The sequence below is a fragment of the Virgibacillus flavescens genome (assembly GCF_050574275.1).
Taxonomy (GTDB): Bacteria; Bacillota; Bacilli; order Bacillales; family Amphibacillaceae; genus Virgibacillus_F; species Virgibacillus_F flavescens.
The window spans coordinates 1,214,441-1,238,783 of record NZ_CP192260.1 but is presented as its reverse complement, the minus strand read 5'-3'; the positions used below and the strand labels follow the sequence as shown (position 1 = coordinate 1,238,783).

The following is a 24,343-nucleotide window of genomic DNA, read 5'->3' as shown; positions in this document are numbered from 1 at the left end:
GTGTCGGGCGCGCGATTTCCAGGCGTGGCCGCGCGTTTCTGCCTGTGTAGTGCGCGATTCCGCCTGGATCGTGCGCGAATTCTGGCTAATGATGCGCGAAAATGCTGCGTCACTGCGCGATTTTAACTGTATGGCTTTTATACATTAAGTCGTACCAATCCCACCCATGATATAGCTTACCGTATGCTGTATTTCCGCTTCGTCATCCCAGTCTTTGTCCGGCTGCACAATAAATCTGGTAACGATAAACCCGAGTATAGTGGGACCAATCATGCGGAGAATTGTTTCATTCGGGAGTGCCTGTTGTATTTCACCTTTATTTTTATAAAAATCCAATGCTTTGCTTACTGCTGGATATATTTTAGTAAGAAATGCTTCTTTAAAAGAAGCCTGGATATCCGGATGAAAGGCAAGTTCCTGGATTAGAATCCGGATCAGTGGGATATTTGATTTCACAAACTCAAAACGGTTCCGGATAAAAATCTCCAATAATTCCTCAAAGCTCGTGTGCGGCTGCTGAAATACCTGGTTAACAAACTTTTCTGCCATGATTGGCACCGTTGATTTCATAATTACGGGAGAAACAATCGCCACGAGTAAATCTTTCTTCGTACGGTAATGGCGGAAAATCGTTCCCTCCGCCACCCCTGCTTTCTTGGCGATTTCACTTGTTGATGTATTATGATACCCTTTTTCTGCGATAAGCTCGATTGCTGCTTCGATGATTTTTTCCTGCTTTGGTGTCATAGATGGTACCTCCTGCTTACAGTTTACGATGTCTTTTCAGTGCCAGGATATTGAGAATGATAAATGCGACGGAAAATCCAAGGATGATTCCGAGTTCTGTTAGAATGTCGCTGATTGCCTGGCCGCGAATCATGACTTCGCGCAATGCCTCGGCGCCATATGATAGTGGCATGATGTGGCCAAGCAGATCCATCCAGCTGCCTTCTTCGATATGAAAAATACCGGAAAAGAAGACTTGCGGCACGATGACAATCGGAATGAATTGAATCATCTGGAATTCTGTTTTTGCAAATGCAGATAGCAGAGTTCCAAGGCTGAGTGCCGTTAATGCCAGCAATAGTGTAACCGCCAGAACGGTAAGGAATTCACCTTCCATATAAATGTTCAGCACGTAGACCGAAAAAGATACAAGTACTAACGATTGGATGATGATAAAAATTCCGAACCCGCATAGATAGCCTACAACGATTTCCCATCTTTTTAACGGCGTCGCCAAGAGGCGTTCTAGAGTTCCCTGCGTCCGTTCTCTCAGAAAAGTAACTCCGCCTATGATGAATACGAAAAAGAAGACAAAAAATCCGATTAGAACTGGTCCAGTATTATCAAATAAGTTCAGGTCGGTTGAACCGTGGACAAAACTAATTTCCAGGTCTAGTGCGTTTGGATTTGCCTGTTTCGCTGCGTTATTTAACACCCGTTTAACAGCGGAGCTCGCGGTCGGGTTGCTCCCTTCCATTGTAACCTCGACTTTCCCTTCGTTCCAGTTGATGTATGCGTCGACGTTATTTTCGCTTAATGCCTTCTGTGCTTTGGCTTGAGACATTTCTTTTATGATCGCATCCTGTTCTTCAAGTACCTCCTGCATTTGCGGTGGGACATCGCCAATCGCTATGGTCGGTTCATAGTTATCCATATCAAGTACAAGCCATAATAGCGTCATGACGAACAGCGGCGCTACCAGCATGAGGGCGATACTGCGTTTGTCACGCAGGAATTGCTGAACGATACGTTTGATAATGGCACGAATTCGCATTCTCTACACCTCCACCTTTTTCCCAAAATATAAAAATGCATCTTCTAATGTCTTGGTTTCGCTTGTTTGTTTCAAATCGTCCGGACTTCCCTGGGCAATCACATATCCCTCGCGCAGAAGTGCCAGATTATCGCATTTTTCCGCTTCGTCCATTACGTGCGTTGTAATAACAATCGTAGTTCCCGCTGCCTGCAGCTTCTTTAGATCCTGCCATATTGATGCTCTGAGAACAGGATCAATACCGACAGTTGGTTCGTCCAGAATAAGCAACGATGGTTTGTGAATCAGCGCGACCGCAAGTGACATACGTCGTTTCATTCCGCCTGAATACTTATCGAGCGGTTTATGCAAATGATCGGTCAGGTTTACAATTTGCGCCGCTTCGGCCAAACGTTCTTTCCGTTCTTTTTTTGGAATTCCATAGATACTTGCAAAAAACTCCAGATTTTCTTTAGCGGTCAGCTCGCTGTAGAGCGCGTCTGATTGTGCCATATAGCCAATGTTCTGCATCTGTTTCAATGAAGGCATTTTACTGCTGTCGACCATCACCGTCCCATTGGTCGGGTTCAGCAGTCCAATGATAATTTTCACCAATGTTGTTTTACCTGATCCAGATGGACCGAGCAGCCCAAATAATTGACCGCGCGGGATGGTGAGATTGATTTCTTTTAAAACAACTTCTTTATTGTAATTATGCTGTATGTTGTTCAGTTCAATAAAGGCAGACATGTGTATCCTCCTTTTACATGTGAGTGATTACTCACTTTTATTTTAATTGATGGTGGGTGTTTTGTAAATAGGTGGATTTTGGGTGGCGCGTAATCGCGGTGTTGGTGCGCGACTTTTGGTAAGCGGTGCGCGAATTTCGATTGATGATGCGCGATAATCCTGGAAAGGTGCGCGACTTTTGAGGGAGACTGCGCGTATTGACTCGTTTAGTGCGCGATTTATGCCTGATGGTGCGCGAAAATGCTTGATTGGTGCGCGGTTTTTACCCGGATGGGTTTTTGTTCATTATTTATTTAAATAAGACATACATTCTATAGATGTGAATTTTCATATAAGGGGTGGACGGCGTGCAGTATTATTATGGAAGTCAGTGGCCATTGCGGGTGCTGGACGAGGCGGAGTTCTGGAAAGAGCAGGAATCCGAGCACACGGTGGTGATTCGGGAGTTACTGCCAGATTTAGAGGAGGAATTTGTGACGGGGCTGGCGCGATGGGAGGATGTTTTGATAACGACAAAGCAGCATGTTAAACGGTTTATCGAGTCAGTAATCAGAAGTAAGGATCAGATTTCTCCACAGCTATCCCAGCAAGTGCTGGACCTTGCGTCATTTTGTTTACAGGAAAGTGTGGCATTCATACAATTTTGCCGAAAAATAAAAAGTGAAAGTAAAGCGGTTGTTGATAACCCGATGGCCAAAACAGTTATGGATCATATAATTGATGAGTCGGAATATTTCATTGGAATTGCTCAAACTATTTTATATGAACAATAGATTGGTGTGCCGCGACGGAGTGTAGGGGCATTCGTTTTGTGGGATTGAGATACGGTGTGTCCTGAGTTTGAGAGGTTGGCGCCCGAGTTTGAGAAGGTTTCTCCTTAGTTTAACACGTTGACGCCCGATTCTAATCTGAATCCTCCCGGATATATGTAATTCCGGACTGAGTTTGTTGGTGTCTTTCCCATAAGGAAGTAGAATCCGTTCCCTAAGGCGCGCTCCGTAAACACTTATTTTGTACCACATGTAACATTTTCAATGGCCACTCGCAGACCAATTTCAGTAATACTGTCTTCTTACCAATATCGCGTGCTATAATATGAGATAGCAAAAAATGGAACGGGTATTTTTTTGGGAAAGTGGGTGTTTCGCTTGAATATGGATATTTCGATTGCAAAGGTCTGCATGCTTGCAGGCAAAATAATGCTGGAAAGTGGTGCGGAGACGTACCGGGTAGAGGATACGATGAACCGGATTGCGGTGGCGTACGGGCTATCGAATGCGCAGAGTTATGCAACGCCGACTGGGATTATTTTTTCAGTGGACCGGGTGGAAAAGACGAATTTTATCCGGATTTCAGAGCGGTCTACCGACTTACATAAAATTACGGAGGTAAACAGTATTTCCCGCAGACTGACCGGTGATGAGCTTGTCTTATCTGAGGCGCTTGCGCTGCTAGAGGAAGTGGATCAGGATCGTGTGGTTTACGCTGAATGGATTCAAGTTGTTGCGGCTGCCTTTGTTGCAGGATGCTTTACGATAATGTTTGGCGGAACTTGGCCAGATTTCATGCCATCGTTTGCAGCAGGAGGGGTTGGATACGCTGCGGTTATTTGGTTTAATCGATTGGTGGAAACCCGCTTCATTGCAGAGTTTATTGCGTCACTTGCCATTGGATTGCTGGCCGTATTTTTTATTCAAAGCGGTCTTGGTCTCGAATTGGATAAGATCATCATTGGTGCCGTCATGCCGCTCGTACCGGGATTACATATCACAAATGCCGTCCGTGATCTGATGACAGGCCATTTGGTGGCAGGTGTTTCCAAAGGTGTGGAAGCGGTACTTACAGCATTTGCGATCGGCGCTGGCGTTGCGGTAGTGTTTGCATTCATTTAATTTAGTATGGAAGGAGTGTTGGTTATGATCATTGCACAGCTTGCGACAAGTTTTGTTGCTGCAGCAGGGTTTGGCGTGTTATTTAATTCTCCGAAGAAATCGCTTATTCAGGCTGGTCTCATCGGGATGCTTGGCTGGATTTTGTATTACATGCTTGTCGATGGTGGGATGGACGCTGTCCCGGCAACGGTCCTCGCATCGATGTTAGTTGCTGTGCTCAGCCAGATCTGTGCCCGCTACTTCAGGACGCCGATTATTGTATTCATCGTATCCGGAATTATTCCGCTGGTACCCGGCGGTATCGCCTATGACGCCATGCGGAATTTTGTTCAAAATGATTATTTTACTGCTGTCGAGCTGTCAGCCAAAGTTATGCTGCTTTCGGGCGGTATCGCAATTGGACTAATGTTTTCCGAGGTAGCAAACCAGATTATTCGAAAACAGCTGAAGAAACGAATGGAATCATAGGAAAACCGACTTGCGGTTGATAAGCGAGTCGGTTTTTTTGATGGATGGGTTAAGTGGCTGTGTCTTGATTAGCTGGGGCTCGCTCGGCCGATATAATCGAGGTTCTGGCCGTTATTTTTCGAAATGTGGCCGTTATATTTCGAAACTGGCTGTTATTCGATAAATAATGGCCGTTAACCCTATGGATCGGCGGATATCCACTCAATTAAAAACCGAAAAAAGAACCCGGCTGGTTTGCCCAAGTTCCCACACTTAATATGTTCTTTTTTTATCAGACATTGCGCCTGTGAATAACAATATTGCTGCGGTGATAATGTGCATGGTGATTCCGACGAATGGAATCCACGCAATGAGTGAAGTGATGATTCCGAAAACACTTCCGACGGTTGGTGCGTTATCATTTTTTGATAAAATATACGTGATGATGTGCAGAATAAACATGACAACCAATGGCATATAGCCCTGTCCCATGATAAATAGTGCTCCAATAAGCGGGATTGCCAGGAACGCCTCAAATCCACCTGTGACCAATCGCATAATTCGTGATACTGACATGTGATTACCTCCGTTCTTCTTATGGTGTCAATTGTTAGTGTTCCTTTAATAGGAACAAATAAAACATACTACTAGTACGTTTACCAAGAAGAAAAGGTTTCCTGCCTGTGCAGAAAACCTTTCGCCTACTTATTTCGTCTGGTTATTTTTGCAGTTAAATCGTCCAGCATCGTATAAACTACTGGAATTAATAGTAATGTAAAGATACTTGATATACCAAGTCCGAAGATGATCGTAACAGCAAGCGGCTGCTGGGTTTCAGCGCCTTCACCGAGCGCCATGGCTAATGGAATCATTGCCAATATGGTTGTTAACGTAGTCATCAAAATGGGACGCAGGCGGCTTGGTCCCGCTTCTAAAATCGCTTCGTACCGGTCGACTCCTTTTCGCCGCAATATATTGATATAGTCGACTAACACGATGGAGTTGTTGACGACGATCCCGGCGAGCATGATGACCCCAATGAACGCTGGTATGCTCAATGGCAATCCGGTCACAAACAGGCCAACCATGACGCCTACAACCGTTGCCGGCATGGAGAACATGATAATTAACGGGAATAAGAAATTCTCAAATTGTACGGCCATTACTGCATAAACAAGGAATATCGAAAAGATTAGCGCGATCGACAGGTCACGGAATGACTCTGCCATATCCTGTGCATCGCCACCAATTTGATAGCTGTAACCTTCTGGCAGATTTAAGTTACTTAATTTTGCCTCAATATCTTCGACCACACTTGCCAGGTCACGATCAACAATCTCACTTGTTACGCTCATTTGTGCCTGCTGATTTTCCCGCTCCAATGTAACCGGACCCTGAACCTCTTCAAATTGCGCCACCGTCTCAAGTGCTACCTCGGATCCTGCCGGTGATTGTATTTTCATATCCTGCAGATCATTAATTGTACTGCGTTCGTCTTCCGGATACATGAGTACGACGCTCATTTCATTACCGTCCGCGCGGAACTGTGTCGCAACTTGTCCGGTGAATTGCAGCTGAACCTGACTGATAATCTGTTGTTCGCTTAAGCCGTACATGGCGGCTTTGTCTTCGTTTATCGTCAGCGTCATTTGCGGGATACCGTCTGAAGCAGACGATTCCGGATTATAGACACCTTCTACTTCTTTAATTGTGTTTACTACCTGCTCAGACAAATCTGCCAGCACTTCATTCTCTGGACCGTTCAATTGAATTTGAACTGGATCTCCTGTGCTTAAACCACCACCGACAACGCTCACGGTGATTTCAGCTCCGCTTATTGTTTGCAGATCTTCGTTTATTTTCTGAACGATGTCTGATGTTGTGCTTTCTCGTTCTGTGGAAGGTGTCAATTGAATCGTATAGGTGCCAGTGTTTACGCTTGTGCTTGTGGGATCAAATCCTCCCCCGCCTACACTTACGTAGCTTGTCTCCACAACGTCATCATAGCTTGCAAGCTTTTCATTAGTTTCCATTATAATAGATTCCGTATGTTCGAGTGAACTGCCTGGTTCCGTTTCCACAATGATTTCGACTTGTCCTTGATCGGAGGATGGAATAAATTCGGCACCGATTAATGGGAATAACGCAAGACTTGCTACTATCGCTATAAATGTTCCTGCAACCGTTGTTTTCCGATGCTTGAGTACCCATTTTAATACTTTTCGATAACCTGCATAAACACGATCCATCAAGCGGTCAAACCAGTATCTGCGTCCGGTTCCTTCCATCGCTTTTGACAGCAGTTTGGATGAAAGCATTGGGACGAGTGTTACCGCCACTACGAGCGATGCGATTAATGAAAAGGAAACCGCGAGTGCGAGCGGCGTAAATAAATCTGAGGCCACCCCGTCCACATATACGATCGGCAGAAACACAACCAATGTAGTCGTCGTTGACGCGATAACCGCTGGTGCAAGCTCGGAAGCTCCCTTAGTTGCGGAGTCATACAAGCTGTAACCCTTCTGTCTGTAAGCGTAGATATTTTCCAAAATAACGATTGAGCTGTCGACCATCATTCCAATTCCAAGCGCCAATCCACCGAGCGTTAAGACGTTCAGTGTTTCGCCGGTAAAATACATTAGAGTAAACGTCGCGATGATTGCGATTGGGATCGATAATCCAATGACGATCGTCGCGCGAAGACTTTTCAGAAATAACAGCAGGACAAAGAAGGAAATGATTCCTCCAATAATGATATTTTGCACAACCGATTTGATGGAGAGCTCAATGAACTCAGATGTATCGATGATCACGTCCAGGTCTACATCAGATGGAAGCTCTTCGTTCAGCTCGCTCATTGCTTCTTTAACATTTGTTGCGACGTCGACGGTGTTGCCATCAGACTTCTTCATGACGGACAATACAATCGATGGTTCCCCATTTACCAGGGTTAATGCGTTTGCTTGTTTAAACGTGTCCTCAACTTCGGCTACATCCTCGATATGGATTGTTGCGCCTGCATCCGTTTGTACAATCGTTTGTTTAATATCTTCAACCGACTCGAGCTCGCCAGTAATCCGTATTTGCAGATCCTGGGTGCCTTTATCAACAGAACCGGCCGATGCCGATTGATTGGTGCTGTTCAGGGACTGGACAAGGGTCTGTGCGGTCACGCCATATTGTTTCATCTTTGCCTGGTCGAGAATGAGCTGAATTTCCCGCTCTTTTCCACCTTCAACCGATACCGACGCGACGCCGCCCTGGCGTTCTATATATGGAACTATCTGATCTTCGGCTACCGCGGTTAATGCTGCAGGGTCTTTTCCTGTTAGACCAACCCACATAACCGGCAGCTGATCCGGGCTGAATCGTAAAACACTCGGATCTCCCGCTCCTTCTGGAAGAAAGCTCTTAACCTGATCAATTTTTTCCCTTACATCAATCAGCGACTGATCTAAGTTGACGCCATTACTGAACATCATGATGACGAGCGAGTTACCAGACTGTGACCGGGATTGAATCGTTTCAACTCCTTCAACCGAGCTAATAGCAGATTCAATTGGACGACTTACTAACTTTTCTACTTCCTGTGGAGCAGCATCCTCGTAAGAAGTCGCTACAACTGCGATAGGCAGTTCGATTTCCGGGAAAAGATCAATAGTCAAACTGCGAAGCGATACGACGCCGAGTGCAAGAATGGCAAGAACAATCATAATGACACCGACCGGCCGTTTTACGGATGTATTTACTAACTTCAACGTGCATTACCCCTCTTTCACTACATTGACTTTTGCTCCGTCAGTCAGCGTCAATGTGCCGCTTGTTACAACTTGGTCATCTTTTTTGAGTTCACCTTTAACAGCTGTAACATCTGATTGTGTATCGATAATCTCGATTTTCTTCTGTACTGCTTTGTCGTTCTGGATGATATAAATGAACGTCTTGCCGCTTTCTTCCACGACAGCTTCGGTTGGTATAATTAGCGCATCCTGGATTGTGTTTTCAGGAACAATTAATTCCGCAACCATGCCAGGAAGTAATGTCTTGTCTTCGTTTTTGATGCTTGCTTCTATTGGATATAATCCTGCCTCATTTGGCAGTGTGCCTACCGAGGTGATTTCGCCTTCGATGTTCGTATTGTTGATCGTAATGGGATATTTCTTTCCTGCTTCAAAAAGGGACCTTGATTCGGCGGTAACGGCTGCTTTCAATAGTAGTTCTTCCAGATCTACAATTAACGCAAGCGGCTTCTCAGCGTTTACTATCGTTCCCTCGTCACCCTGCAGCTGTGCGATTTCTCCAGCTGCTTGTGCGTAAATTGTTTGTTTTCCTTGAGCGGTTTGGATGGTTGCGATGGTATCATCCTCATCCACTTTGTCACCGTTTTCAACTTCAAGATTAGTGATCTCGCCAGGCATCTGAAGGATGATTGGTGTCGAGCTTACCGGTGCTGTACGTCCATATAGAGAATGCTCGATAATTAGATCCTCTTTTTTGACTGGACTCGTTTCAACGGCGGTAATTGTTTCCTGCTTATCCGCAGTCTTATCTTCTTCCTGATTACACGCTGCAAGCACAGTAAAAATGAGCAGTGCTGTAATTGCCATCTTCCACTTTTTCATATGTAAACTCCTCCCAGGTCGAGTCACTTCATTCAATTGAAACTTATTTAAAACTATGTATAAAAGCAAAAACAAAATTTTCAATATAAGATACCTCATTTTACCCCCTATAGCCCCACATATTCAAGCGAACTGCCCTCTCCGACTATTATTCGACATAATTCGGGCCGTGCCTGGTACATTTAGGAGATTATTGGTAATTATGCTCAATGAAAAAACCGCCTCTCGGCGGTATTAGTTACGGTCACTGAAAAAGTGGTAGATCTTTGAACGTTTACTTCTCATTTTAACTTAGCATCTTCGAATATACGTAGACTCCTGCGGGAACAGCGCGAGCTGAAGACCCCGCAGGAAAGCGGTATTTGCTTATCCGAGGAGACTGCAGCCGTGCCCGCGGAAAGCGAAGTATATTCAAAGATGCGATCGCAGATCCACATTAACCTTTACCACATGTAACTTTTTCAATTGCCTCATTTTAGTTGTGGATGTTCTGGTAAAATGGGTTGGTTCGGCGGCCGAATAGGATGGCTCGGTTCAGTTTTACGATGAGCTGGCTTGTTCGTTTATACTGCATGTCAATTGTGCTGACCGATGCATTTACATATAGTCCGCTTCCATCGTTAAACCCAACGAATGTTTTCCCATCCCGTTGCTCATAAAAATCAATGTGGTCATATGATAGCCAGGCACAGTCTTTATTTTTAGTAGATGCAGTCGGCATCATGTAAACGCCTTTATCCGGAATGACTGGTACTGGAATTTTGTTCGTTATTTTCAAGATATCCTTTACTGCAGCTCGTCTGCCAGCAAGCGTAGAGCCATACAACAGGCACGTATTGTCGATGATCTGCTCTGGCTTATGAAGGGAATGACGTTCCTTTACACCTTCCAGAATAAGTGAACGATAATAAGTGGAATCCTCTGAAATAATTGCCTTCGTTGTTTGCGTAATAATAAATACCGACTTCGTAACCTTCACACTCCGCACCTCACACGCCCCTAAATGAGGCTATTTCACTGTTAGTAAATTTGGCTAATCGCCAAGTTTTAGCGGCGAAAGCATAGTTGCACTTATGCAGGAAGAAAGGCTTTATACTTACCTACCTGCTTAATTAATACTATTGTACTACTACTAGGTAATATTTTCTATCAATTCTTTAAATTTAGTAAGTCTTTTGTACTTTATTCAAATATAATGTGTTTGTCACAATTGTAATACTTCTCATGCCACTCTTAATCAGACCGCTTTTTTCAGACCATTTTTTGTTACAGAATCAGCCTATTATTTCCATGGTATATTTTGGACTAGTTTCTTTTTCAACCACATGGGTATTTAATAGGAAACGGGTAGCCTTTGGTGAAAAATTTATCGTAATTTCACTTATTTGGAGGCTTTTGATAAAGGAGGTTACGTATGGATGCACCTAAGAAGAACAAAGATAGTACCGGCGCAACTGTACTTGTTGGAGGTCTTTCCACCCTAGCCGCTGCTTCTACTCTTATGATTCCTAAGGTTCATAAGCGTGTAAAACGTGTTATAAAACGCGCAGACGATCCGACTGATCTGAAGGAATCGGCTAAAAAAGAAGTTAAATCCGAAATGGCTGATCAAATGCAGGCCAAAATGAAAGAAGGCATGCAGGCAAAGGTAAACGCTGCAGCGGGGCGTTTGCAAAAGAAGAAAAATGAAAACGCTGAACAGGTTCATGCAAACGCAGGAAAAGTGGAAGAAAAAGCCCAAGGCGCTCTATTAAAGCTTCGCGAAAAAATTTCAGGTGTGAAAGATGCCGGTGAATCTTTTCAGAAGAAGCTGAAGCAAAAAACAGGTTCAACAAATGGAATATCTGGTGTCGGCGATATTAAAGGAGTGAATAGTATCAAGAGTTCTACACAAATTAAAAGCTCCAATAATATTAAAGGACCAAAAGATATAAAGCAGGCATCATCTATTAAAAGCCTAAATGGCTAAATAGTGAATAGAAAATCATATAAAGGGAGAGATACATTCTTATGGCTATACAAAAATCAACAGATAGTTCAAGTTTAGCAGAAGTTATCGACAGAATTTTGGACAAGGGTATCGTAATTGACGCATTTGTACGTGTGTCAGTAGTAGGAATTGAATTGATTACAGTTGAAGCACGAATCGTTGTAGCAAGTGTTGACACTTGGTTACGTTATGCGGAAGCAGTTGGACTATTGCGTGACGAAGTAGAAGAGGACGGCCTCGCCGATCGCTTATCTGCACGCTCAAACAGTATTGGCTACGATGAAGAAGAAGCTCATGCCTAATAAACTATAGGTAGTAGTTGGAGATGCAAGAGGCTGGTCCTCTTGCATGTTCTAACTTATTTTAAATAACTAAATAATAAGGATGCGTGATGGAAAATGAAAATTATGGAAGAAGTTAAAGTATTTTTCAATGAAAACATTGCCCCACCTCATAAAATAATCTCCGTAAAACAACATGAAGAAGGTGGATGGCGTGTATTAGTTGAAGTAATTGAAGAAAAAGATTACATGAAAAAATATGCGCACGACCAAATGATTGGATTGTATGAAGTATTTCTGGATGACGATGAAGAAGTAGTTGGATTTTCTCGAATTAGTTTACGTTATCGCAGCGTTCTTGAAGAGCAACAAGCATAACCGGTCATACTTACGATAATAATAGGAGGAAATCATGTCACATGCAAATGAATTATATCAGCAATCAACCTATTATAAGCGACTAATCAAGCGCTCTTTAAGGTACCTTTCTTCTGGATATCCAATCCATTTCACAGGTGCATCAGGTATAGGTAAAACAACGCTCGCACTGCATATTGCTAAGCAGCGAAAACGACCAGTAATGCTGTTGAATGGAAACAAGGACTTATCAAACCAGGACCTGATTGGTGCATTTACCGGTTATAAAAGCAATAAGGTCAAAGACAATTTCGTTCGTACCGTTCACAAAACAGAAGAAAATGTAACAGAGTCATGGACTGACGGTAAGTTACTGGAAGCAATTAAAAACGGTTACACCTTAGTCTATGATGAATTCACACGTTCTAAGCCGGAGTCAAACAATATTTTTCTTCCTATATTAGAAGAGCGGATTTTACCTCTATATGGAACAAAGCGAAAGAATGCACTTGTAAAAGTCCATCCAGACTTTGCAGTAATTTTCACCAGTAATCCAGCTGAGTATGCTGGTGTTTTTCAATCGCAGGATGCATTACTGGACAGAATGATTACGCTGCCGCTCGATCAAATGGATGTCGAATCTGAAATTAAAGCTGTTGTGAGTAAAACAGGGATATCCCAGCATGAAGCGGAAACGATTGTTGACTTTGTTTCAAAATCACGGGAGCTGTGTTCACAAAAGCAGTCCGGATATGGACCTGGCCTTCGTGCTTCATTAATGATAGCAGAATTGGCCAAGCGTTATAAGGTTCCCATTAAAGGGTCCAGTGAAGATTTCTGGGACTTATGCTTTGATATTGTATGGTTTCCACTCCAGACATCCAGTGATATGGACGAATCAAAGCTCATCAGTAAATTAAAAACAGAATTTAAAAAAATAAAGTAAGGTGATTATATGGATACGGAAACTGGAATATACGTCTTTTGTGGCGTTCAGACTGAAAAAACGGATTTGAATTTTGGCTCGGTGGAATTTGACGAGGGCACACAGGAAACGTACACGGTTCATTATAAGGATGCAGCTATGATCGTAGCTGAGGTTCCAATGAAAATCTATTCCCCCAAAAAAGAGAACCTGATGATGCATCAAAACGTCATTTCAAATGTAATGGAGCGAATGGATACGGTTATTCCCATCAGTTTCGGAAATGTCTTTAAAACAGAAGATGATGTGGTTGCATTATTAAAAAGTATCTACCCGCAACTCCAAAGTTTATTCCCTCAAGTAAAAGGGAAAATAGAGGTAGGTTTAAAAGTCGTAGGCAAGAAGGATTGGCTTGAAAAAGAGATTCATAAAAACGAAAAAGTGTTGAAACAAAAGGAAATAGTTGCTGGAAAATCTGAGGATGCTGGATATTTTGACCGGATACAGCTTGGTGAAATGGCTAAAGAGTTTTTCCAAAAGCTTCAGGATGATATCAAGAAAGATATCCACGAGAAGCTTACTCCACTAACCGAATCTGCAAAAGTCAACGATCCTATTGGTGAAAAAATGCTGTTGAATGCTGCATATTTAATCGATCGCGGTAAAGAAGAAGCATTCGATAAAAAGGTAAATGAACTTCATGATAAGTGGAATGATAAAGTGGACTTCAAATATACTGGTCCTTGGCCAGCATATAACTTCATTAACATTAAACTAAAGGTGGAGGAAACGTAATGATTCAGAAACTCTTCACTTCCCCATTAAATCTCGTAGTGAAAATTGGAGAAAAGGTGCAAGAAGAAGTGGATAGAGAGTTTTATGATTTGGAACACATCCAAAAAAAATTGATTCACCTGCAAATGATGTATGAGCTGGAAGAGATTAATGAAGAAGCCTATAAAACACAGGAAGACGAGCTGCTTGTCCGTTACGAAATCGCCAAAAAGCGCGAAATGGATCAGTGGAATGAATATACTAAGCGGGAGTAAAGCGAGGAAGTTATTATGGGAAATTTATTTTATTTATATGGTATTATACCGAAAAAAGAAACAGAAACGACTCCCCTTCCACAGCTGGCAGGGATTGATGAAAAGCCTATTTACACGTTGTCTATAGGCAGCGTGGAGGCAGTAGTTTGTGATATCAGAGAGTCTGAGTTTAATGAACAGGCGCTGGAAGAAAAAATGACAAACGCAGAATGGCTACAAGTGAAAGCTTTCCATCACCATGAAATGCTGATGACGCTGCACGAATCGTACACCGTTATACCAATGAAATTTTGTACGATTTACGAAAGTAACGCAAGTCTCAGGGAGAAACTTGAATCTTTCACAGACTCGATGGCTGCATCACTGGATTTTTTATCAGACAAAGAAGAATGGAATTTGAAAATATATTGTGACAATACAATGCTTCGAACAAGTATTGAGGAGCACAGTTTGACTATAGATGAGAAGAAGAAGGAAATTGAATCACTTTCACCCGGAAGGCAATTCTTAGAAAAGAAGAAGCTTGATAAAATAATTGACCAAGAGGCAGATAAGGAAAAAGAGTATTTCTCCGCTGGTCTGCATGATGAATTAAAAGCAAGCAGCATTAAAAACGAGGTTAAGAAAAACTGGAATAAGGATGTCACTGGTAGATCAGAAGAAATGTGCTGGAACAGTGTATATTTGATTCAGGAATCTGATACAGAAGGCTTCCTTGCCAAATTGAAAGCATTAAAAGAAAAATATGAAGCAAGTGGCTGGCAGCTTGAACTCACTGGTCCATGGCCTGCATATCATTTTGCAAAATTAGCCTAAGGTGGTGGATCGACATGTCAGAACGAAAAGCATACGCAAATAAGGACATTGCTTTAATTGATATTCTTGACGTTGTATTGGATAAAGGTGTTGCGATTAAAGGAGATATTATTATCTCGATTGCAGGAATTGATTTGGTTTATCTTGATCTACGTATCCTCATTGCTTCTGTCGAAACACTTATTCAGTCAAATCGTGAAACTGCTGAACAGCTGTCAACAAAACGGTTTGAGTACGAAGAGGAGGAGTTAAACCGTGCCATCAACAACAAATCTTGAACACCGCCAACAGAAAACCGGGCGTATAAACCTTGATACCGATAAAGCCGAACAAGGTCTTGCCCAGCTTGTTTTAACCGTAATTGAACTGTTACGTGAGCTGGTAGAACGTCAGGCATTACGAAGAGTCGACGGCGGGAATCTTACCGAAAAAGAAATTGAAGACCTTGGAGTCTCGCTTATGAATTTAGAGACAAAAATGGACGAATTAAAAGAAATTTTCGACCTGAGTGATGAAGATTTAAATATCGATCTTGGACCACTCGGAAATTTATTGTAGCACGCTTCAGGAAAGTTAGGAGGGAATAAATTATGGCTATTGAACAATCAACCAGGTCAAGCAATCTTGTTGACGTGCTGGAAACGATTTTGGATAAAGGTGTCGTAATTGCTGGTGATATTCGCGTAGGTATTGCGGATATCGAGTTAATCTCCATCAAAATTCGTTTAATAATTGCATCCGTTGACAAAGCAAAAGAGATTGGTATGGATTGGTGGGAAACTGACCCGTATTTAAATTCAAAATCGGCATTACAGGATCAGGATAAGCTTAAAGAAGAAAATGATCAACTTCGAAAACGACTCGATGACCTTGAAAAAAAGATGACAAGTGGAAATCGGTTAAGTTAATTAATTTAATATTAGGGAGGAATTAATCATGCCAGAAGTTAAAAAACAAGCAAAAAAGAAGGCAGCAGAAAACGTATTAAAGAATAACAAAAAGGTGGTAACTGCAAGCCTCGTAAGTGGTCTTGTCGGATCGCTTACATCGTTATTGTTAGCTCCAAAATCCGGTAAAGAATTACGAACCGATATTACGGATCAAGTATCATCTGCAAAGAATAAAACAGTTGAAGTAAGCGGAAACACGAAAGCAAAGCTTGCTGATTTCAAGACGAATACTTCTGAAAAATCCAAGCAATTCGCAGGCAAGTTTAAACGCAAGAAGAAAGAACAGGACGACGACGAAGAAGAGACTGAATCTGAACTGTACTCGGATGAGCTGGAAGACGCACAAGGCAATGAGAATAACGATGAAGATGAAGAAGATACGGAAGAGTCTAACGAAGAAGAAGTAAAAGAAGATGACGAAGAGACTGAAGAAGATCAAGATGAAGAAACACCTTCAGAAGAATCAAACGAAACTAAAGAAGATGAAAATGAAGAAAAAGTTAAAGAAAAAGAAGTAAAGAAAGAAGAAGCTAAGCCTAAAAAGAGCCCTGCTAAAAAACCAGCAGCTAAGAAAAAGCCTGCTGCCAGCAAAAAAGCTACTACGAAAAAAAGCTCTTCAACTACAAGTAAGGGCAGTGCAACTTCAAAGGCTACATCTGAATAATAGATTTTTAGTTCAAAATTTACGAAGACATGCCGATATGTAAGGTGTACGATCTGGAAAGATAGAATCTTGGAGGTGTCACCATGGATATTGCCGCATTGTCAGTTGCAATGGCAAACCACAGCGTCCGTTCAAGTGCCGGCCTTGCTGTTATGAGCAAGTCAATGGGTGTCGCAGAGCAACAAAATCAACAGCTGCTGGACATGCTTAAATCAAGCGGTGTTGAGGCGCCTCATCCATCACTTGGAAAAGTAGTCGACATTCAGGCATAGTAAGAATATCGCTGAGTGTACAAGAGAAAAATGACAGGACTCACTAGAGCCCTGTCATTTTTTGTTGAATGTAAATTATTTATACTTTCTTAACTGCTAAGAAAATTAGGCACTCGCTATCAAAAACGAAGCGAATGCCATTCAAAAAAATTATTGATTATCTTTATCGTCATTCATCGTGTCTTCGTTCGTACCATCTGCACCATTATCAGTGTCGGTCTCACCATTCTTATTCATGTCACCATTATCATTCATGCCGCCATCCTCATTCATGCCGCCATCCTTGTTCTCTTCCATATTGTTCTGATTACTGTTGTCATCCTCTTGATTTAATGGTGCTTCTTCGTTCGCAGGATCTTCATTATCTGCTGTTCCGCAAGCTGTCATAAGGGATAACGCTAATACTGGTGCGCCAAACTTTATTAAAAGACTCTTTTTCATGATGTTTTCCTCCTTATATGTTACTTTCGCCATTAGGTTATCCATAATTTTGAATGTAATACTACTTTTTTCAAAACAATTTTGATTAATAAGGAGGAATTTTTTGGATATATATATTTTATTATATATAGTAAAAGATGAGGTTGGGACAAAAGTTTATTACCTATAGCAGAATCCGAACGAAATCGTATAATTCGTTCGGATTCTTTGCTTTGGCAATCGCTTCGTCAAAATACTTCGCTTTCCTGTGGTGCCTTCAGACTCGTGCTGTTCCCACTGGAGTCTTCGTATTTTGTCTACGCATTGTGTCGGAGCTCAAATTATCTTTTCATAATGTTCTTCTTTTGATTAGTCTATTTTGGATTTGTCCCTGCCTCATCCAATCAAACAATTATTTTATCGCAAACATAATTTCCGCTTCACAAGCTACTTCGCCATCCACCGTTGCAACAGCCTTGCCTTTTCCAATTGGTCCTTTGATTCGAATGATTTCCACTTCTAATTTGAGTTGATCTCCAGGCTTAACTTGTCGTTTAAAACGGCATTTGTCAATACCAGCAAGAAATCCAATCTTCCCTTTATTTTCTTCGATTCCAAGAACTGCAATCGCTCCAACTTGCGCCAAAGCTTCCAAAATGAGTACTCCAGGCATTACAGGATAATCCGGAAAATGCCCTTGAAAAAATGGTTCGTTAATTGACACATTTTTAATGCCTGTAACACTTTTTCCAACTTCCATATCGATAACTTTATCCACTAACAGAAAAGGGTACCGATGTGGAATGGTTTCTTTAATTTCCTGTATATCCATGATTGAATCGCTCCCTATGTATGATTGTCTAAAAAATGGTGAAGCTAAGTAGTGCATATTTATTATTATAGCAAAAAATGTTTGATTTTGATGAATTTGAGGTAATTTAAGTATAACAACTCGCACTATTTAGTAGTTATATTTGAAGAAAGGAGGCACTAACATGCTTTGGACAATATTAGTTATTCTAGTTATTTTGTGGGCACTCGGTTTTATGTTTGAAATCGCAGGCGGCCTAATCCACATCTTACTTGTTATTGCTTTAATCGTTTTACTCGTTCGACTATTCACCGGAAGAAAAATTCCTTAAAGAAACGAAAAGCGGAGGCGACTGCTCAGAAGCGGACGCATAAGCAAGGAACCGAAGAACGCAAGGGTTAAGCGTTCTAAGTGTTCATTGCTTATGACGGCAGCTTCTAGGAGCCGCAGCTAGACAATAAGAAAAGCGGAGGCGACTGCTTAGCGGCGTACAAATAGATAGGCATGTGAACAGTAGGGTGCTCTTCCCCTGCTTTCATCATGTCTACCTATTTGCTATGGAGGCGGCTGAAAAGTGGTGGATTTTAAGAATTTAACTTTTCATCTTAACTTAGCATCTCGAATATACGGAGACTCCTGCGGGAAGTAAGAGATCGGTGAGACTCCGAAGGACGCAAGTCCGAGGAGGCTCAACACTCGCCCGCGGAAAGCGCAGTATATTCGAAGATGCGAGGTTAGATCCGCTTATTTTGTACTATATGTAACTTTTTCAGTGACCTATTTGCTAGGCGCTAGGAGCCGCAGCTGGACAAAAAAGAAAAGCGGAGGCGACTGCTTAGAAGCAGACGCATAAGCAAGGAACCGAAGAACGCAAGGGTTAAGCGTTCTAAGTGTTCATTGCTTATGACGGCAGCTTCTAGGAGCCGCAGCTGGAAAAAAGAAAAGCGAAGGCGACTATAAATAAATTCAAAAAGCATGGCTATCAGAAGCCATGCTTTTCGTTTACTCAGTTTTTGTTACTATTTCAAAAATGTGACGCCAGGTCTCCATGTCAAACACATCACTCGGCTTGCCACTTCCGATAATGCCATATCCAACCATTGCCCCTAAAGCTAATGCTAATGCACATAGAAGAAGAACTACGATAATTCGTAACCAAATTGGAAAAGCACGGCGCCGAGGTTTCTTATTCTTCTTTTTTTCTGCCTTTTGCTGTTTTCTGGTAGATACCTCTGACGATTGCTCTTCTTTTTGCTTCGATCTCTGCTTTTTATGAGCTTTATCCTCAGATGGTTTTTCCAATTTTGATTTCTTCTTTGGTGCTAATTTCTTCATTTTTTCCTGCAGCTTCGGCAAGTAGCCTGGTTTTTTTTCTTCATTTTTCAATTCAGGTTTTGACATGGTTTGTTTCTCCTAACTCACTTGCAAAAATTAAACAGATTGTTTATCGCAATTGATTTACCAGACCTGCCATTTGATCACTCATCGAAATGGTTCTGGAATTAAACTGATACGAACGCTGGGCCATCATTAAGTCCGTCATCTCTTTAGAAACATCAACATTGGACTGTTCGAGAGCTCCGCTTTGCAACATAGATGCGTTTGGATTCGTCATCTGGATAATCTCATCCTGATTATATCCCAGTTCCTGAAGATCAGGCAGTCGGAACGTATTGTCGCCAGCAGCCTCAAGCAATCGTGGTCTAACTGCTTCCACTATCGAGAGTCTACCCGCTTCTTGTGTTTGATTTCCACGCGTTACAACGATTTGACCGTTTTCCTCAATTGAAATCGACTCAAAACCTGCAGGAATTACTATCGGACCATTCTCGCCAAGAACAGGGTTCCCGTCACTGGTCGTCAGCATAACATCCTGATTGTTATTTACAGGAGAAAGATAAAAGTTACCAGAACGTGTAAACCGCGTTTCTTCCACACCATTTTCGGTAACCTGTACCTCAAAAAGATGATTTTTTTCAAGAAGTGCTGTATCTAGCCCACGCCCTGTTTCCTTTATTGCACCTGATGCCAAGTTAATATTGGTCGATCCAAGTTTCGCGCCTGATCCAACTCGAATTCCATCCGGAGTAAGACGACCCTCCGCATTTGCAGGATCGGTCATATTATTAATTTGTTGAAACAGCAAAGAAGAAAAATCTGCTTGACGGCTTTTATAACCAGTAGTTTGGCTGTTTGCTAAGTTATTTCCAATCAAATCGAGTTTACTTTGCAGCTGATTCATCGTTACCGCTGCCTGAATCATCATTCTTGACACATAATCCCTCCTAGCGTAGTCGTCCCACTTCATTTACTGCTTTAGACATACTCTCATCATATGCTTTCAATACACGCTGATTCGTCTCAAACATACGATATGATTCCATCATTTCTGTCATCGACTGCAGCGTATCCACATTTGACTGTTCTAAAAATCCCTGTTGAATTGTAAACGTTGCCCCAGCTGGAACGGCACCTGCTTCACCAGCAAACAGACCGTTTCCTTCTTTTGCCATTTGGTTAACATTTTCGGTATAAGCAATGCCAAGCGGTATGTTCTGTCCGGCCGCTTGTACGTTTCCGTCCTGTGTAACCGTGAAATCCTGGCCATCCGTCTGGATTCGATTCCCTGCCTGGTCCAAAACATAGTACCCTTCTGTTGCCACTAAGAACCCTTGTCCATCAACAGTAAAATTTCCATTTCGCGTATAGCGTTGTTCGCCCGCTTCATTTTGCACAGTGAAAAACAACCCTCCAGCTTCATCTGGAAAAGCACCATTAATTAACGCCAAATCGGTAGATATCCCTGTTTCACGAATATCTCCCTGAATAAACTTCGGTACATTTTCCTGGACATACACACCTGTGTTAAGTGCTCCTATCGTTTGATTTCCAGGTACGTTAAAGCCCCTTTCAGTCGGAAGCTCGGTTGACCCTATTTGTTTCATCAACATTTCAGGAAATGCACGTAATGTCGGCTGATCAGCTTTATATCCTGGTGTATTAGCATTCGCAATATTATTTGCCAATGCCTCTTGACGACGCTGCTGAGCAATCATTCCACTTGCTGCACTATAAAACCCTCGAAGCAAAGCGTTCAACTCCTTTTACGATTGGATTGTGAATTGCTGTTACATTATTTTTTTTCGTTCAATTTTATCAATATTCTCAAGCATGATTCCAGTTCCTCTAGCAACACAATTCATAGGCTCGTCTGCCAGGAATACTGGTACCTTTAATTCCTCGGCCAGCAACTGGTCAATACCATGAATCATTGCGCCTCCACCTGTCAGAATAACGCCGCGATCAATAATATCCGCCGATAGTTCCGGTGGTGTGCGTTCCAATACTTTTCTCGCACCCTGTACAATCAGTGCTGCAGATTCTTGTAATGCTTCAGCAATTTCATCTGAATAGACAGTGATGGTACGCGGCAAGCCACTTACCATATCCCGGCCACGGATATCCATTTCTTCTTTACGGGAATTTGCAAATACAGTCGCGACATTAATTTTAATGTCTTCAGCGGTACGTTCACCGATCAGCATCTTGTATTTCTTTTTTATGTACGATAAAATTTCCGCGTCGAATTTGTCACCAGCCATCTTGATCGATTCAGCAGTAACGATATCACCCATTGATAAAACGGCTATATCTGAAGTTCCTCCTCCGATATCAACAACCATATTACCGCTCGGCTGGAAAATATCCATGCCTGCACCGATTGCTGCAACTTTAGGTTCTTCTTCCAGATAAACCTTTTTGCCGCCTGATTTCTCAGCAGCTTCTCTAATTGCTTTCTGCTCAACTTTTGTAATATTCGTTGGGCAGCAGATTAACATTCTTGGTTTAGATAAAAATCCACGAACATTAATTTTATTAATAAAGTGCTTTAACATTGCTTCTGTCACATCAAAGTCAGCAATAACCCCATCTTTTAACGGGCGAATGGCTTCAATGTTTCCTGGTGTACGTCCAACCATACGACGTGCAGCTTCTCCAACTTCGAGTACTTTTCCAGTATTCTTGTCCATCGCTACAACAGATGGTTCATTTAATACGATTCCTTTACCTTTTACATGAATTAAGACATTGGCAGTTCCAAGGTCAATTCCGATATCACGAGAAAACATTAATTAAGATCCTCCCTGTTACTTTACTATCTCACATTAGTTTACGAACACAATGCTACTAATATTATATTTTACCACAAGATCTCTTAAAATAATGCAAAAAAACAAAAATTATGCAGGGAATTTTGTATTTGTGGGGGTTGATTTGTATGTTTTTAAACTCAATGTTGATAAATTTTCGCTCAAGCGTGATATTTTCTTTTTCAACAGTGAAATTTAATTTCTAAAGACCGATAACTCTATTTTCGGCATCGATACACAATTTTTCAACATCGATATCGCAGTACAATCAAGAATTTAAACGAAACGAATTACATAAAAATTGATTTTACTGAAGTGCATTTTGTTAAAAAAATTGTAGAATATAGTAGATCGAACATGTAAAGGGGAGTGAAGTATTGATAGTAAAGCACCGCTTTAAATCAAATAATTTATTAGCGTACGAAGCTCTGTATCGCAGAATAAAACCGCAATACAGGGAAAACACGATTTTACAAAACGACTACAAACGATATTTTTACGGTTACCAAGGAGAACGGATGGTTGATTATAAGTTGAAAATGTATACAGTCAAGCCCGCAATGATTTTCATGGATCTCCGATTAAAAACGGAAAATCGCTATTTTCAAATGGATACATTAATTCTCACTAAAAAATTTATCATAATTATTGAAACGAAAAACATCAGAGGAAGTGTAGAATATGATTCAGATTTCAATCAATTCATTAGAAAGGATGGAGATAAAGAAGATGGATTTAAAGATCCAATTCTTCAAGCGGAAACGCAGAAAATAAATCTGTTAACCTGGTTGGAAGAACGGCAACTGTACAATATTCCGGTGGAGTCCATTGTTGTCATCAGTAATCCTTCTACAATTATTAAACATAATCAGCGGGATCCGAAGGTATTGAATAAGCTGATTCATCTTGAAAGTCTACTTCATCAACTCGAAAAGATTAACCAGAACTATGCAAGAGAACAGGTTGGAATCACTACAATGAAAAAACTGAAAAATTATCTGATAAGCGGACATACGGAGCGTCGCCCAAACCTTATGGACTACTATAATTTGAATAACGATTATTTTATACTAGGGATCCCGTGCTACAAGTGTTTTCATTATCCAATGATACGCCATTTCAAAAAGTGGTTATGCCCAAAATGCAGATGCAGCGGACCCACTGATCATATTCGAGTGATCCTGGACCATTTTCTCCTCCACAGCCCTACGATAACTAACAGTGAATTCAGAGAACTATTACAATTGACGTCCTCTCAAACATCATATTTCCTTTTAAATGCAATGAACCTCCGCCACACTGGCACAAACAAAGGCCGTAAATATCATACTCCAACGATAGAGAACTATCCGCAAGACTCCGAATTTATATTCAAGAGACAGATTACAATTAATTAAGTTTTTACGTTTTAATTTGCTATGGAATGATATGCCTGTGCTAGAGATCGATATCTCAAAGTACCAGATGGATAAACCCGAGCTCGCGATGGATATACCCATGGACGAGATCGATATGCCGAAGTGCCAGATAGATAAGACTGGGCTCGCCACCGATATCCCGCTCGAGATCGATATTTCCGCTCCCGGCAGTGATAATATTTTTCTCGAGATTGATATTATTTTTTTCGCGATGGATATACCCATGGACGAGATCGATATGCCGAAGTGCCAGATGGATAAAACCGGGCTCGCCACCGATATCCCGCTCGAGACCGATATTTCCGCTCCCGGCAGTGATAATATTTTTCTCGAGATTGATATTATTTTTTTCGCGATGGATATACCCTTGGACGAGATCGATATGCAGAAGTGCCAGATGGATAAAACCGGGCTCGCCACCGATATCCCGCTCGAGATCGATATTTCCGCTCCCGGCAGTGATAATATTTTTCTCGAGATTGATATTATTTTTTTCGCGATGGATATACCCTTGGACGAGATCGATATGCAGAAGTGCCAGATGGATAAAACCGGGCTCGCCACCGATATCCCGCTCGAGATCGATATTTCCGCTCCCGGCAGTGATAATATTTTTCTCGAGATTGATATTATTTTTTTCGCGATGGATATACCCTTGGACGAGATCGATATGCAGAAGTGCCAGATGGATAAAACCATGCTCGACATCGATATCCCGCTTCGGCCGTTCTCCCCGCTCCGCCCCCGCACAGCGCAAACCCCAAAAACC

At 41.8% G+C, this 24,343-nt stretch carries 31 protein-coding genes; 17 read left to right on the top strand and 14 right to left on the bottom strand.

Annotated features, from left to right (window positions below; genetic code table 11):
• Window positions 1–144 precede the first annotated feature (144 nt).
• Genes VBD025_RS06090 through VBD025_RS06080 form a run of 3 tightly spaced genes read right to left on the bottom strand, consistent with a single transcriptional unit; the run spans window position 145 to window position 2,509 of the window.
• Entirely contained in the window at window positions 145–747 is a 603-nt protein-coding gene (locus VBD025_RS06090) for a TetR/AcrR family transcriptional regulator (RefSeq protein ID WP_430790296.1), read from the bottom strand.
• Window positions 748–763: 16 nt separating this feature from the next.
• A complete protein-coding gene (locus VBD025_RS06085) occupies window positions 764–1,780 on the bottom strand; it encodes an ABC transporter permease (protein WP_430790294.1) in 1,017 nt (338 codons plus the stop codon).
• Window positions 1,781–1,783: 3 nt separating this feature from the next.
• Window positions 1,784–2,509, bottom strand: a complete 726-nt coding sequence (locus VBD025_RS06080; protein WP_430790292.1) for an ABC transporter ATP-binding protein — start codon at window positions 2,507–2,509, stop codon at window positions 1,784–1,786.
• A 347-nt stretch (window positions 2,510–2,856) separates the two neighbouring features.
• On the opposite strand from VBD025_RS06080, the gene VBD025_RS06075 reads away from it, so the two are divergent.
• From VBD025_RS06075 to VBD025_RS06065, 3 genes are all read left to right on the top strand, one after another.
• Window positions 2,857–3,282: a DUF2935 domain-containing protein gene (locus VBD025_RS06075; RefSeq protein ID WP_430790290.1), complete on the top strand. Its 426-nt coding sequence runs from the start codon at window positions 2,857–2,859 to the stop codon at window positions 3,280–3,282.
• Window positions 3,283–3,663: 381 nt separating this feature from the next.
• Window positions 3,664–4,401 carry a threonine/serine exporter family protein gene (locus tag VBD025_RS06070; RefSeq protein ID WP_430791288.1) on the top strand — a complete coding sequence of 246 codons (738 nt, stop codon included), beginning with the start codon at window positions 3,664–3,666 and terminating at the stop codon, window positions 4,399–4,401.
• A gap of 6 nt (window positions 4,402–4,407) precedes the next feature.
• Window positions 4,408–4,869, top strand: a complete 462-nt coding sequence (locus VBD025_RS06065; RefSeq protein ID WP_430790288.1) for a threonine/serine exporter family protein — start codon at window positions 4,408–4,410, stop codon at window positions 4,867–4,869.
• Window positions 4,870–5,121: 252 nt separating this feature from the next.
• Here VBD025_RS06065 and VBD025_RS06060 read toward each other — a convergent pair whose 3' ends face one another.
• The 4 genes from VBD025_RS06060 to VBD025_RS06045 all read right to left on the bottom strand — a co-directional run bounded on the left by VBD025_RS06060 (window position 5,122) and on the right by VBD025_RS06045 (window position 10,449).
• On the bottom strand, window positions 5,122–5,424 hold the full coding sequence (locus VBD025_RS06060; RefSeq protein WP_430790286.1) for a hypothetical protein: 303 nt from the start codon (window positions 5,422–5,424) through the stop codon (window positions 5,122–5,124).
• Window positions 5,425–5,549: 125 nt separating this feature from the next.
• Complete coding sequence (locus VBD025_RS06055) at window positions 5,550–8,606, bottom strand: efflux RND transporter permease subunit (RefSeq protein WP_430790284.1); 3,057 nt, start codon at window positions 8,604–8,606, stop codon at window positions 5,550–5,552.
• A gap of 6 nt (window positions 8,607–8,612) precedes the next feature.
• The gene (locus tag VBD025_RS06050; RefSeq protein WP_430790282.1) at window positions 8,613–9,470 is read right to left on the bottom strand and encodes an efflux RND transporter periplasmic adaptor subunit; all 858 of its coding nucleotides are present in this window, start codon (window positions 9,468–9,470) and stop codon (window positions 8,613–8,615) included.
• A 475-nt stretch (window positions 9,471–9,945) separates the two neighbouring features.
• A complete protein-coding gene (locus VBD025_RS06045; protein WP_430790280.1) occupies window positions 9,946–10,449 on the bottom strand; it encodes a competence protein ComK in 504 nt (167 codons plus the stop codon).
• A 435-nt stretch (window positions 10,450–10,884) separates the two neighbouring features.
• Here VBD025_RS06045 and gvpQ point away from each other — a divergent pair, with 435 nt between their 5' ends.
• The 12 genes from gvpQ (at window position 10,885) to VBD025_RS05985 (ending at window position 16,774) form a co-directional block, all read left to right on the top strand.
• Entirely contained in the window at window positions 10,885–11,439 is a 555-nt protein-coding gene (gene gvpQ / locus VBD025_RS06040; RefSeq protein ID WP_430790278.1) for a gas vesicle protein GvpQ, read from the top strand.
• Window positions 11,440–11,480: 41 nt separating this feature from the next.
• Complete coding sequence (gvpA, locus tag VBD025_RS06035) at window positions 11,481–11,762, top strand: gas vesicle structural protein GvpA (protein ID WP_430790276.1); 282 nt, start codon at window positions 11,481–11,483, stop codon at window positions 11,760–11,762.
• A 96-nt stretch (window positions 11,763–11,858) separates the two neighbouring features.
• Entirely contained in the window at window positions 11,859–12,119 is a 261-nt protein-coding gene (gene gvpO, locus VBD025_RS06030; protein ID WP_430790274.1) for a gas vesicle protein GvpO, read from the top strand.
• 34 nt (window positions 12,120–12,153) lie between these two features.
• Entirely contained in the window at window positions 12,154–13,044 is an 891-nt protein-coding gene (gene gvpN, locus VBD025_RS06025; RefSeq protein WP_430790272.1) for a gas vesicle protein GvpN, read from the top strand.
• Window positions 13,045–13,053: 9 nt separating this feature from the next.
• Window positions 13,054–13,818, top strand: a complete 765-nt coding sequence (locus VBD025_RS06020) for a GvpL/GvpF family gas vesicle protein (protein ID WP_430790270.1) — start codon at window positions 13,054–13,056, stop codon at window positions 13,816–13,818.
• Complete coding sequence (locus tag VBD025_RS06015; protein ID WP_430790268.1) at window positions 13,818–14,072, top strand: gas vesicle protein GvpG; 255 nt, start codon at window positions 13,818–13,820, stop codon at window positions 14,070–14,072. The genes VBD025_RS06020 and VBD025_RS06015 overlap by 1 nt, the downstream gene beginning before the upstream one ends.
• A gap of 15 nt (window positions 14,073–14,087) precedes the next feature.
• Entirely contained in the window at window positions 14,088–14,888 is an 801-nt protein-coding gene (locus VBD025_RS06010; protein WP_430790266.1) for a GvpL/GvpF family gas vesicle protein, read from the top strand.
• A gap of 14 nt (window positions 14,889–14,902) precedes the next feature.
• Entirely contained in the window at window positions 14,903–15,166 is a 264-nt protein-coding gene (locus tag VBD025_RS06005; RefSeq protein WP_430790264.1) for a gas vesicle protein, read from the top strand.
• A complete protein-coding gene (locus VBD025_RS06000; protein ID WP_430790262.1) occupies window positions 15,144–15,446 on the top strand; it encodes a gas vesicle protein K in 303 nt (100 codons plus the stop codon). The genes VBD025_RS06005 and VBD025_RS06000 overlap by 23 nt, the downstream gene beginning before the upstream one ends.
• A gap of 32 nt (window positions 15,447–15,478) precedes the next feature.
• Window positions 15,479–15,796 (top strand): gas vesicle protein GvpJ, encoded by a 318-nt coding sequence (gene gvpJ / locus VBD025_RS05995; RefSeq protein ID WP_430790260.1) that lies wholly within the window; start codon window positions 15,479–15,481, stop codon window positions 15,794–15,796.
• Between the two features lie 28 nt (window positions 15,797–15,824).
• Window positions 15,825–16,502 carry a YtxH domain-containing protein gene (locus VBD025_RS05990; RefSeq protein ID WP_430790258.1) on the top strand — a complete coding sequence of 226 codons (678 nt, stop codon included), beginning with the start codon at window positions 15,825–15,827 and terminating at the stop codon, window positions 16,500–16,502.
• 83 nt (window positions 16,503–16,585) lie between these two features.
• On the top strand, window positions 16,586–16,774 hold the full coding sequence (locus VBD025_RS05985; RefSeq protein WP_430790257.1) for a YjfB family protein: 189 nt from the start codon (window positions 16,586–16,588) through the stop codon (window positions 16,772–16,774).
• Window positions 16,775–16,924: 150 nt separating this feature from the next.
• Here VBD025_RS05985 and VBD025_RS05980 read toward each other — a convergent pair whose 3' ends face one another.
• Entirely contained in the window at window positions 16,925–17,215 is a 291-nt protein-coding gene (locus VBD025_RS05980) for a hypothetical protein (RefSeq protein ID WP_430790256.1), read from the bottom strand.
• 391 nt (window positions 17,216–17,606) lie between these two features.
• Window positions 17,607–18,026 carry a 3-hydroxyacyl-ACP dehydratase FabZ gene (gene fabZ, locus VBD025_RS05975; protein WP_430790255.1) on the bottom strand — a complete coding sequence of 140 codons (420 nt, stop codon included), beginning with the start codon at window positions 18,024–18,026 and terminating at the stop codon, window positions 17,607–17,609.
• Window positions 18,027–18,189: 163 nt separating this feature from the next.
• Here fabZ and VBD025_RS05970 point away from each other — a divergent pair, with 163 nt between their 5' ends.
• Window positions 18,190–18,336, top strand: coding sequence for a lmo0937 family membrane protein (locus tag VBD025_RS05970; RefSeq protein ID WP_430790253.1), 147 nt, complete (start codon window positions 18,190–18,192; stop codon window positions 18,334–18,336).
• Window positions 18,337–19,007: 671 nt separating this feature from the next.
• Here the strand turns inward: VBD025_RS05970 and VBD025_RS05965 are convergent.
• The 4 genes from VBD025_RS05965 to VBD025_RS05950 are packed head-to-tail and all read right to left on the bottom strand — an operon-like array spanning window position 19,008 to window position 22,135.
• Window positions 19,008–19,406, bottom strand: coding sequence for a DNA-directed RNA polymerase subunit beta (locus tag VBD025_RS05965; RefSeq protein WP_430790251.1), 399 nt, complete (start codon window positions 19,404–19,406; stop codon window positions 19,008–19,010).
• A 43-nt stretch (window positions 19,407–19,449) separates the two neighbouring features.
• On the bottom strand, window positions 19,450–20,280 hold the full coding sequence (locus VBD025_RS05960; protein ID WP_430790249.1) for a flagellar hook-basal body protein: 831 nt from the start codon (window positions 20,278–20,280) through the stop codon (window positions 19,450–19,452).
• A 10-nt stretch (window positions 20,281–20,290) separates the two neighbouring features.
• Window positions 20,291–21,094: a flagellar hook-basal body protein gene (locus tag VBD025_RS05955; RefSeq protein ID WP_430790246.1), complete on the bottom strand. Its 804-nt coding sequence runs from the start codon at window positions 21,092–21,094 to the stop codon at window positions 20,291–20,293.
• Window positions 21,095–21,133: 39 nt separating this feature from the next.
• Window positions 21,134–22,135, bottom strand: a complete 1,002-nt coding sequence (locus VBD025_RS05950; RefSeq protein WP_430790244.1) for a rod shape-determining protein — start codon at window positions 22,133–22,135, stop codon at window positions 21,134–21,136.
• Window positions 22,136–22,533: 398 nt separating this feature from the next.
• Here VBD025_RS05950 and VBD025_RS05945 point away from each other — a divergent pair, with 398 nt between their 5' ends.
• The gene (locus VBD025_RS05945; RefSeq protein WP_430790242.1) at window positions 22,534–23,553 is read left to right on the top strand and encodes a nuclease-related domain-containing protein; all 1,020 of its coding nucleotides are present in this window, start codon (window positions 22,534–22,536) and stop codon (window positions 23,551–23,553) included.
• 55 nt (window positions 23,554–23,608) lie between these two features.
• Here VBD025_RS05945 and VBD025_RS05940 read toward each other — a convergent pair whose 3' ends face one another.
• On the bottom strand, window positions 23,609–24,331 hold the full coding sequence (locus VBD025_RS05940) for a hypothetical protein (protein WP_430790240.1): 723 nt from the start codon (window positions 24,329–24,331) through the stop codon (window positions 23,609–23,611).
• Between the last annotated feature and the right edge of the window lie 12 nt (window positions 24,332–24,343).

Excerpts from the sequence above, each read along its gene's own strand:
- VBD025_RS06090 (WP_430790296.1), bottom strand. The coding sequence starts at position 747 with ATGACACCAAAGCAGGAAAAAATCATCGAAGCAGCAATCGAGCTTATC.
- VBD025_RS06085 (WP_430790294.1), bottom strand. The coding sequence starts at position 1,780 with ATGCGAATTCGTGCCATTATCAAACGTATCGTTCAGCAATTCCTGCGT.
- VBD025_RS06080 (WP_430790292.1), bottom strand. The coding sequence starts at position 2,509 with ATGTCTGCCTTTATTGAACTGAACAACATACAGCATAATTACAATAAA.
- VBD025_RS06070 (WP_430791288.1), top strand. The coding sequence starts at position 3,664 with ATGGATATTTCGATTGCAAAGGTCTGCATGCTTGCAGGCAAAATAATG.
- VBD025_RS06065 (WP_430790288.1), top strand. The coding sequence starts at position 4,408 with ATGGAAGGAGTGTTGGTTATGATCATTGCACAGCTTGCGACAAGTTTT.
- VBD025_RS06060 (WP_430790286.1), bottom strand. The coding sequence starts at position 5,424 with ATGTCAGTATCACGAATTATGCGATTGGTCACAGGTGGATTTGAGGCG.
- VBD025_RS06050 (WP_430790282.1), bottom strand. The coding sequence starts at position 9,470 with ATGAAAAAGTGGAAGATGGCAATTACAGCACTGCTCATTTTTACTGTG.
- gvpQ (WP_430790278.1), top strand. The coding sequence starts at position 10,885 with ATGGATGCACCTAAGAAGAACAAAGATAGTACCGGCGCAACTGTACTT.
- gvpA (WP_430790276.1), top strand. The coding sequence starts at position 11,481 with ATGGCTATACAAAAATCAACAGATAGTTCAAGTTTAGCAGAAGTTATC.
- gvpO (WP_430790274.1), top strand. The coding sequence starts at position 11,859 with ATGAAAATTATGGAAGAAGTTAAAGTATTTTTCAATGAAAACATTGCC.
- gvpN (WP_430790272.1), top strand. The coding sequence starts at position 12,154 with ATGTCACATGCAAATGAATTATATCAGCAATCAACCTATTATAAGCGA.
- VBD025_RS06020 (WP_430790270.1), top strand. The coding sequence starts at position 13,054 with ATGGATACGGAAACTGGAATATACGTCTTTTGTGGCGTTCAGACTGAA.
- VBD025_RS06015 (WP_430790268.1), top strand. The coding sequence starts at position 13,818 with ATGATTCAGAAACTCTTCACTTCCCCATTAAATCTCGTAGTGAAAATT.
- VBD025_RS06010 (WP_430790266.1), top strand. The coding sequence starts at position 14,088 with ATGGGAAATTTATTTTATTTATATGGTATTATACCGAAAAAAGAAACA.
- VBD025_RS06005 (WP_430790264.1), top strand. The coding sequence starts at position 14,903 with ATGTCAGAACGAAAAGCATACGCAAATAAGGACATTGCTTTAATTGAT.
- gvpJ (WP_430790260.1), top strand. The coding sequence starts at position 15,479 with ATGGCTATTGAACAATCAACCAGGTCAAGCAATCTTGTTGACGTGCTG.
- VBD025_RS05990 (WP_430790258.1), top strand. The coding sequence starts at position 15,825 with ATGCCAGAAGTTAAAAAACAAGCAAAAAAGAAGGCAGCAGAAAACGTA.
- VBD025_RS05985 (WP_430790257.1), top strand. The coding sequence starts at position 16,586 with ATGGATATTGCCGCATTGTCAGTTGCAATGGCAAACCACAGCGTCCGT.
- VBD025_RS05980 (WP_430790256.1), bottom strand. The coding sequence starts at position 17,215 with ATGAAAAAGAGTCTTTTAATAAAGTTTGGCGCACCAGTATTAGCGTTA.
- fabZ (WP_430790255.1), bottom strand. The coding sequence starts at position 18,026 with ATGGATATACAGGAAATTAAAGAAACCATTCCACATCGGTACCCTTTT.
- VBD025_RS05970 (WP_430790253.1), top strand. The coding sequence starts at position 18,190 with ATGCTTTGGACAATATTAGTTATTCTAGTTATTTTGTGGGCACTCGGT.
- VBD025_RS05965 (WP_430790251.1), bottom strand. The coding sequence starts at position 19,406 with ATGTCAAAACCTGAATTGAAAAATGAAGAAAAAAAACCAGGCTACTTG.
- VBD025_RS05950 (WP_430790244.1), bottom strand. The coding sequence starts at position 22,135 with ATGTTTTCTCGTGATATCGGAATTGACCTTGGAACTGCCAATGTCTTA.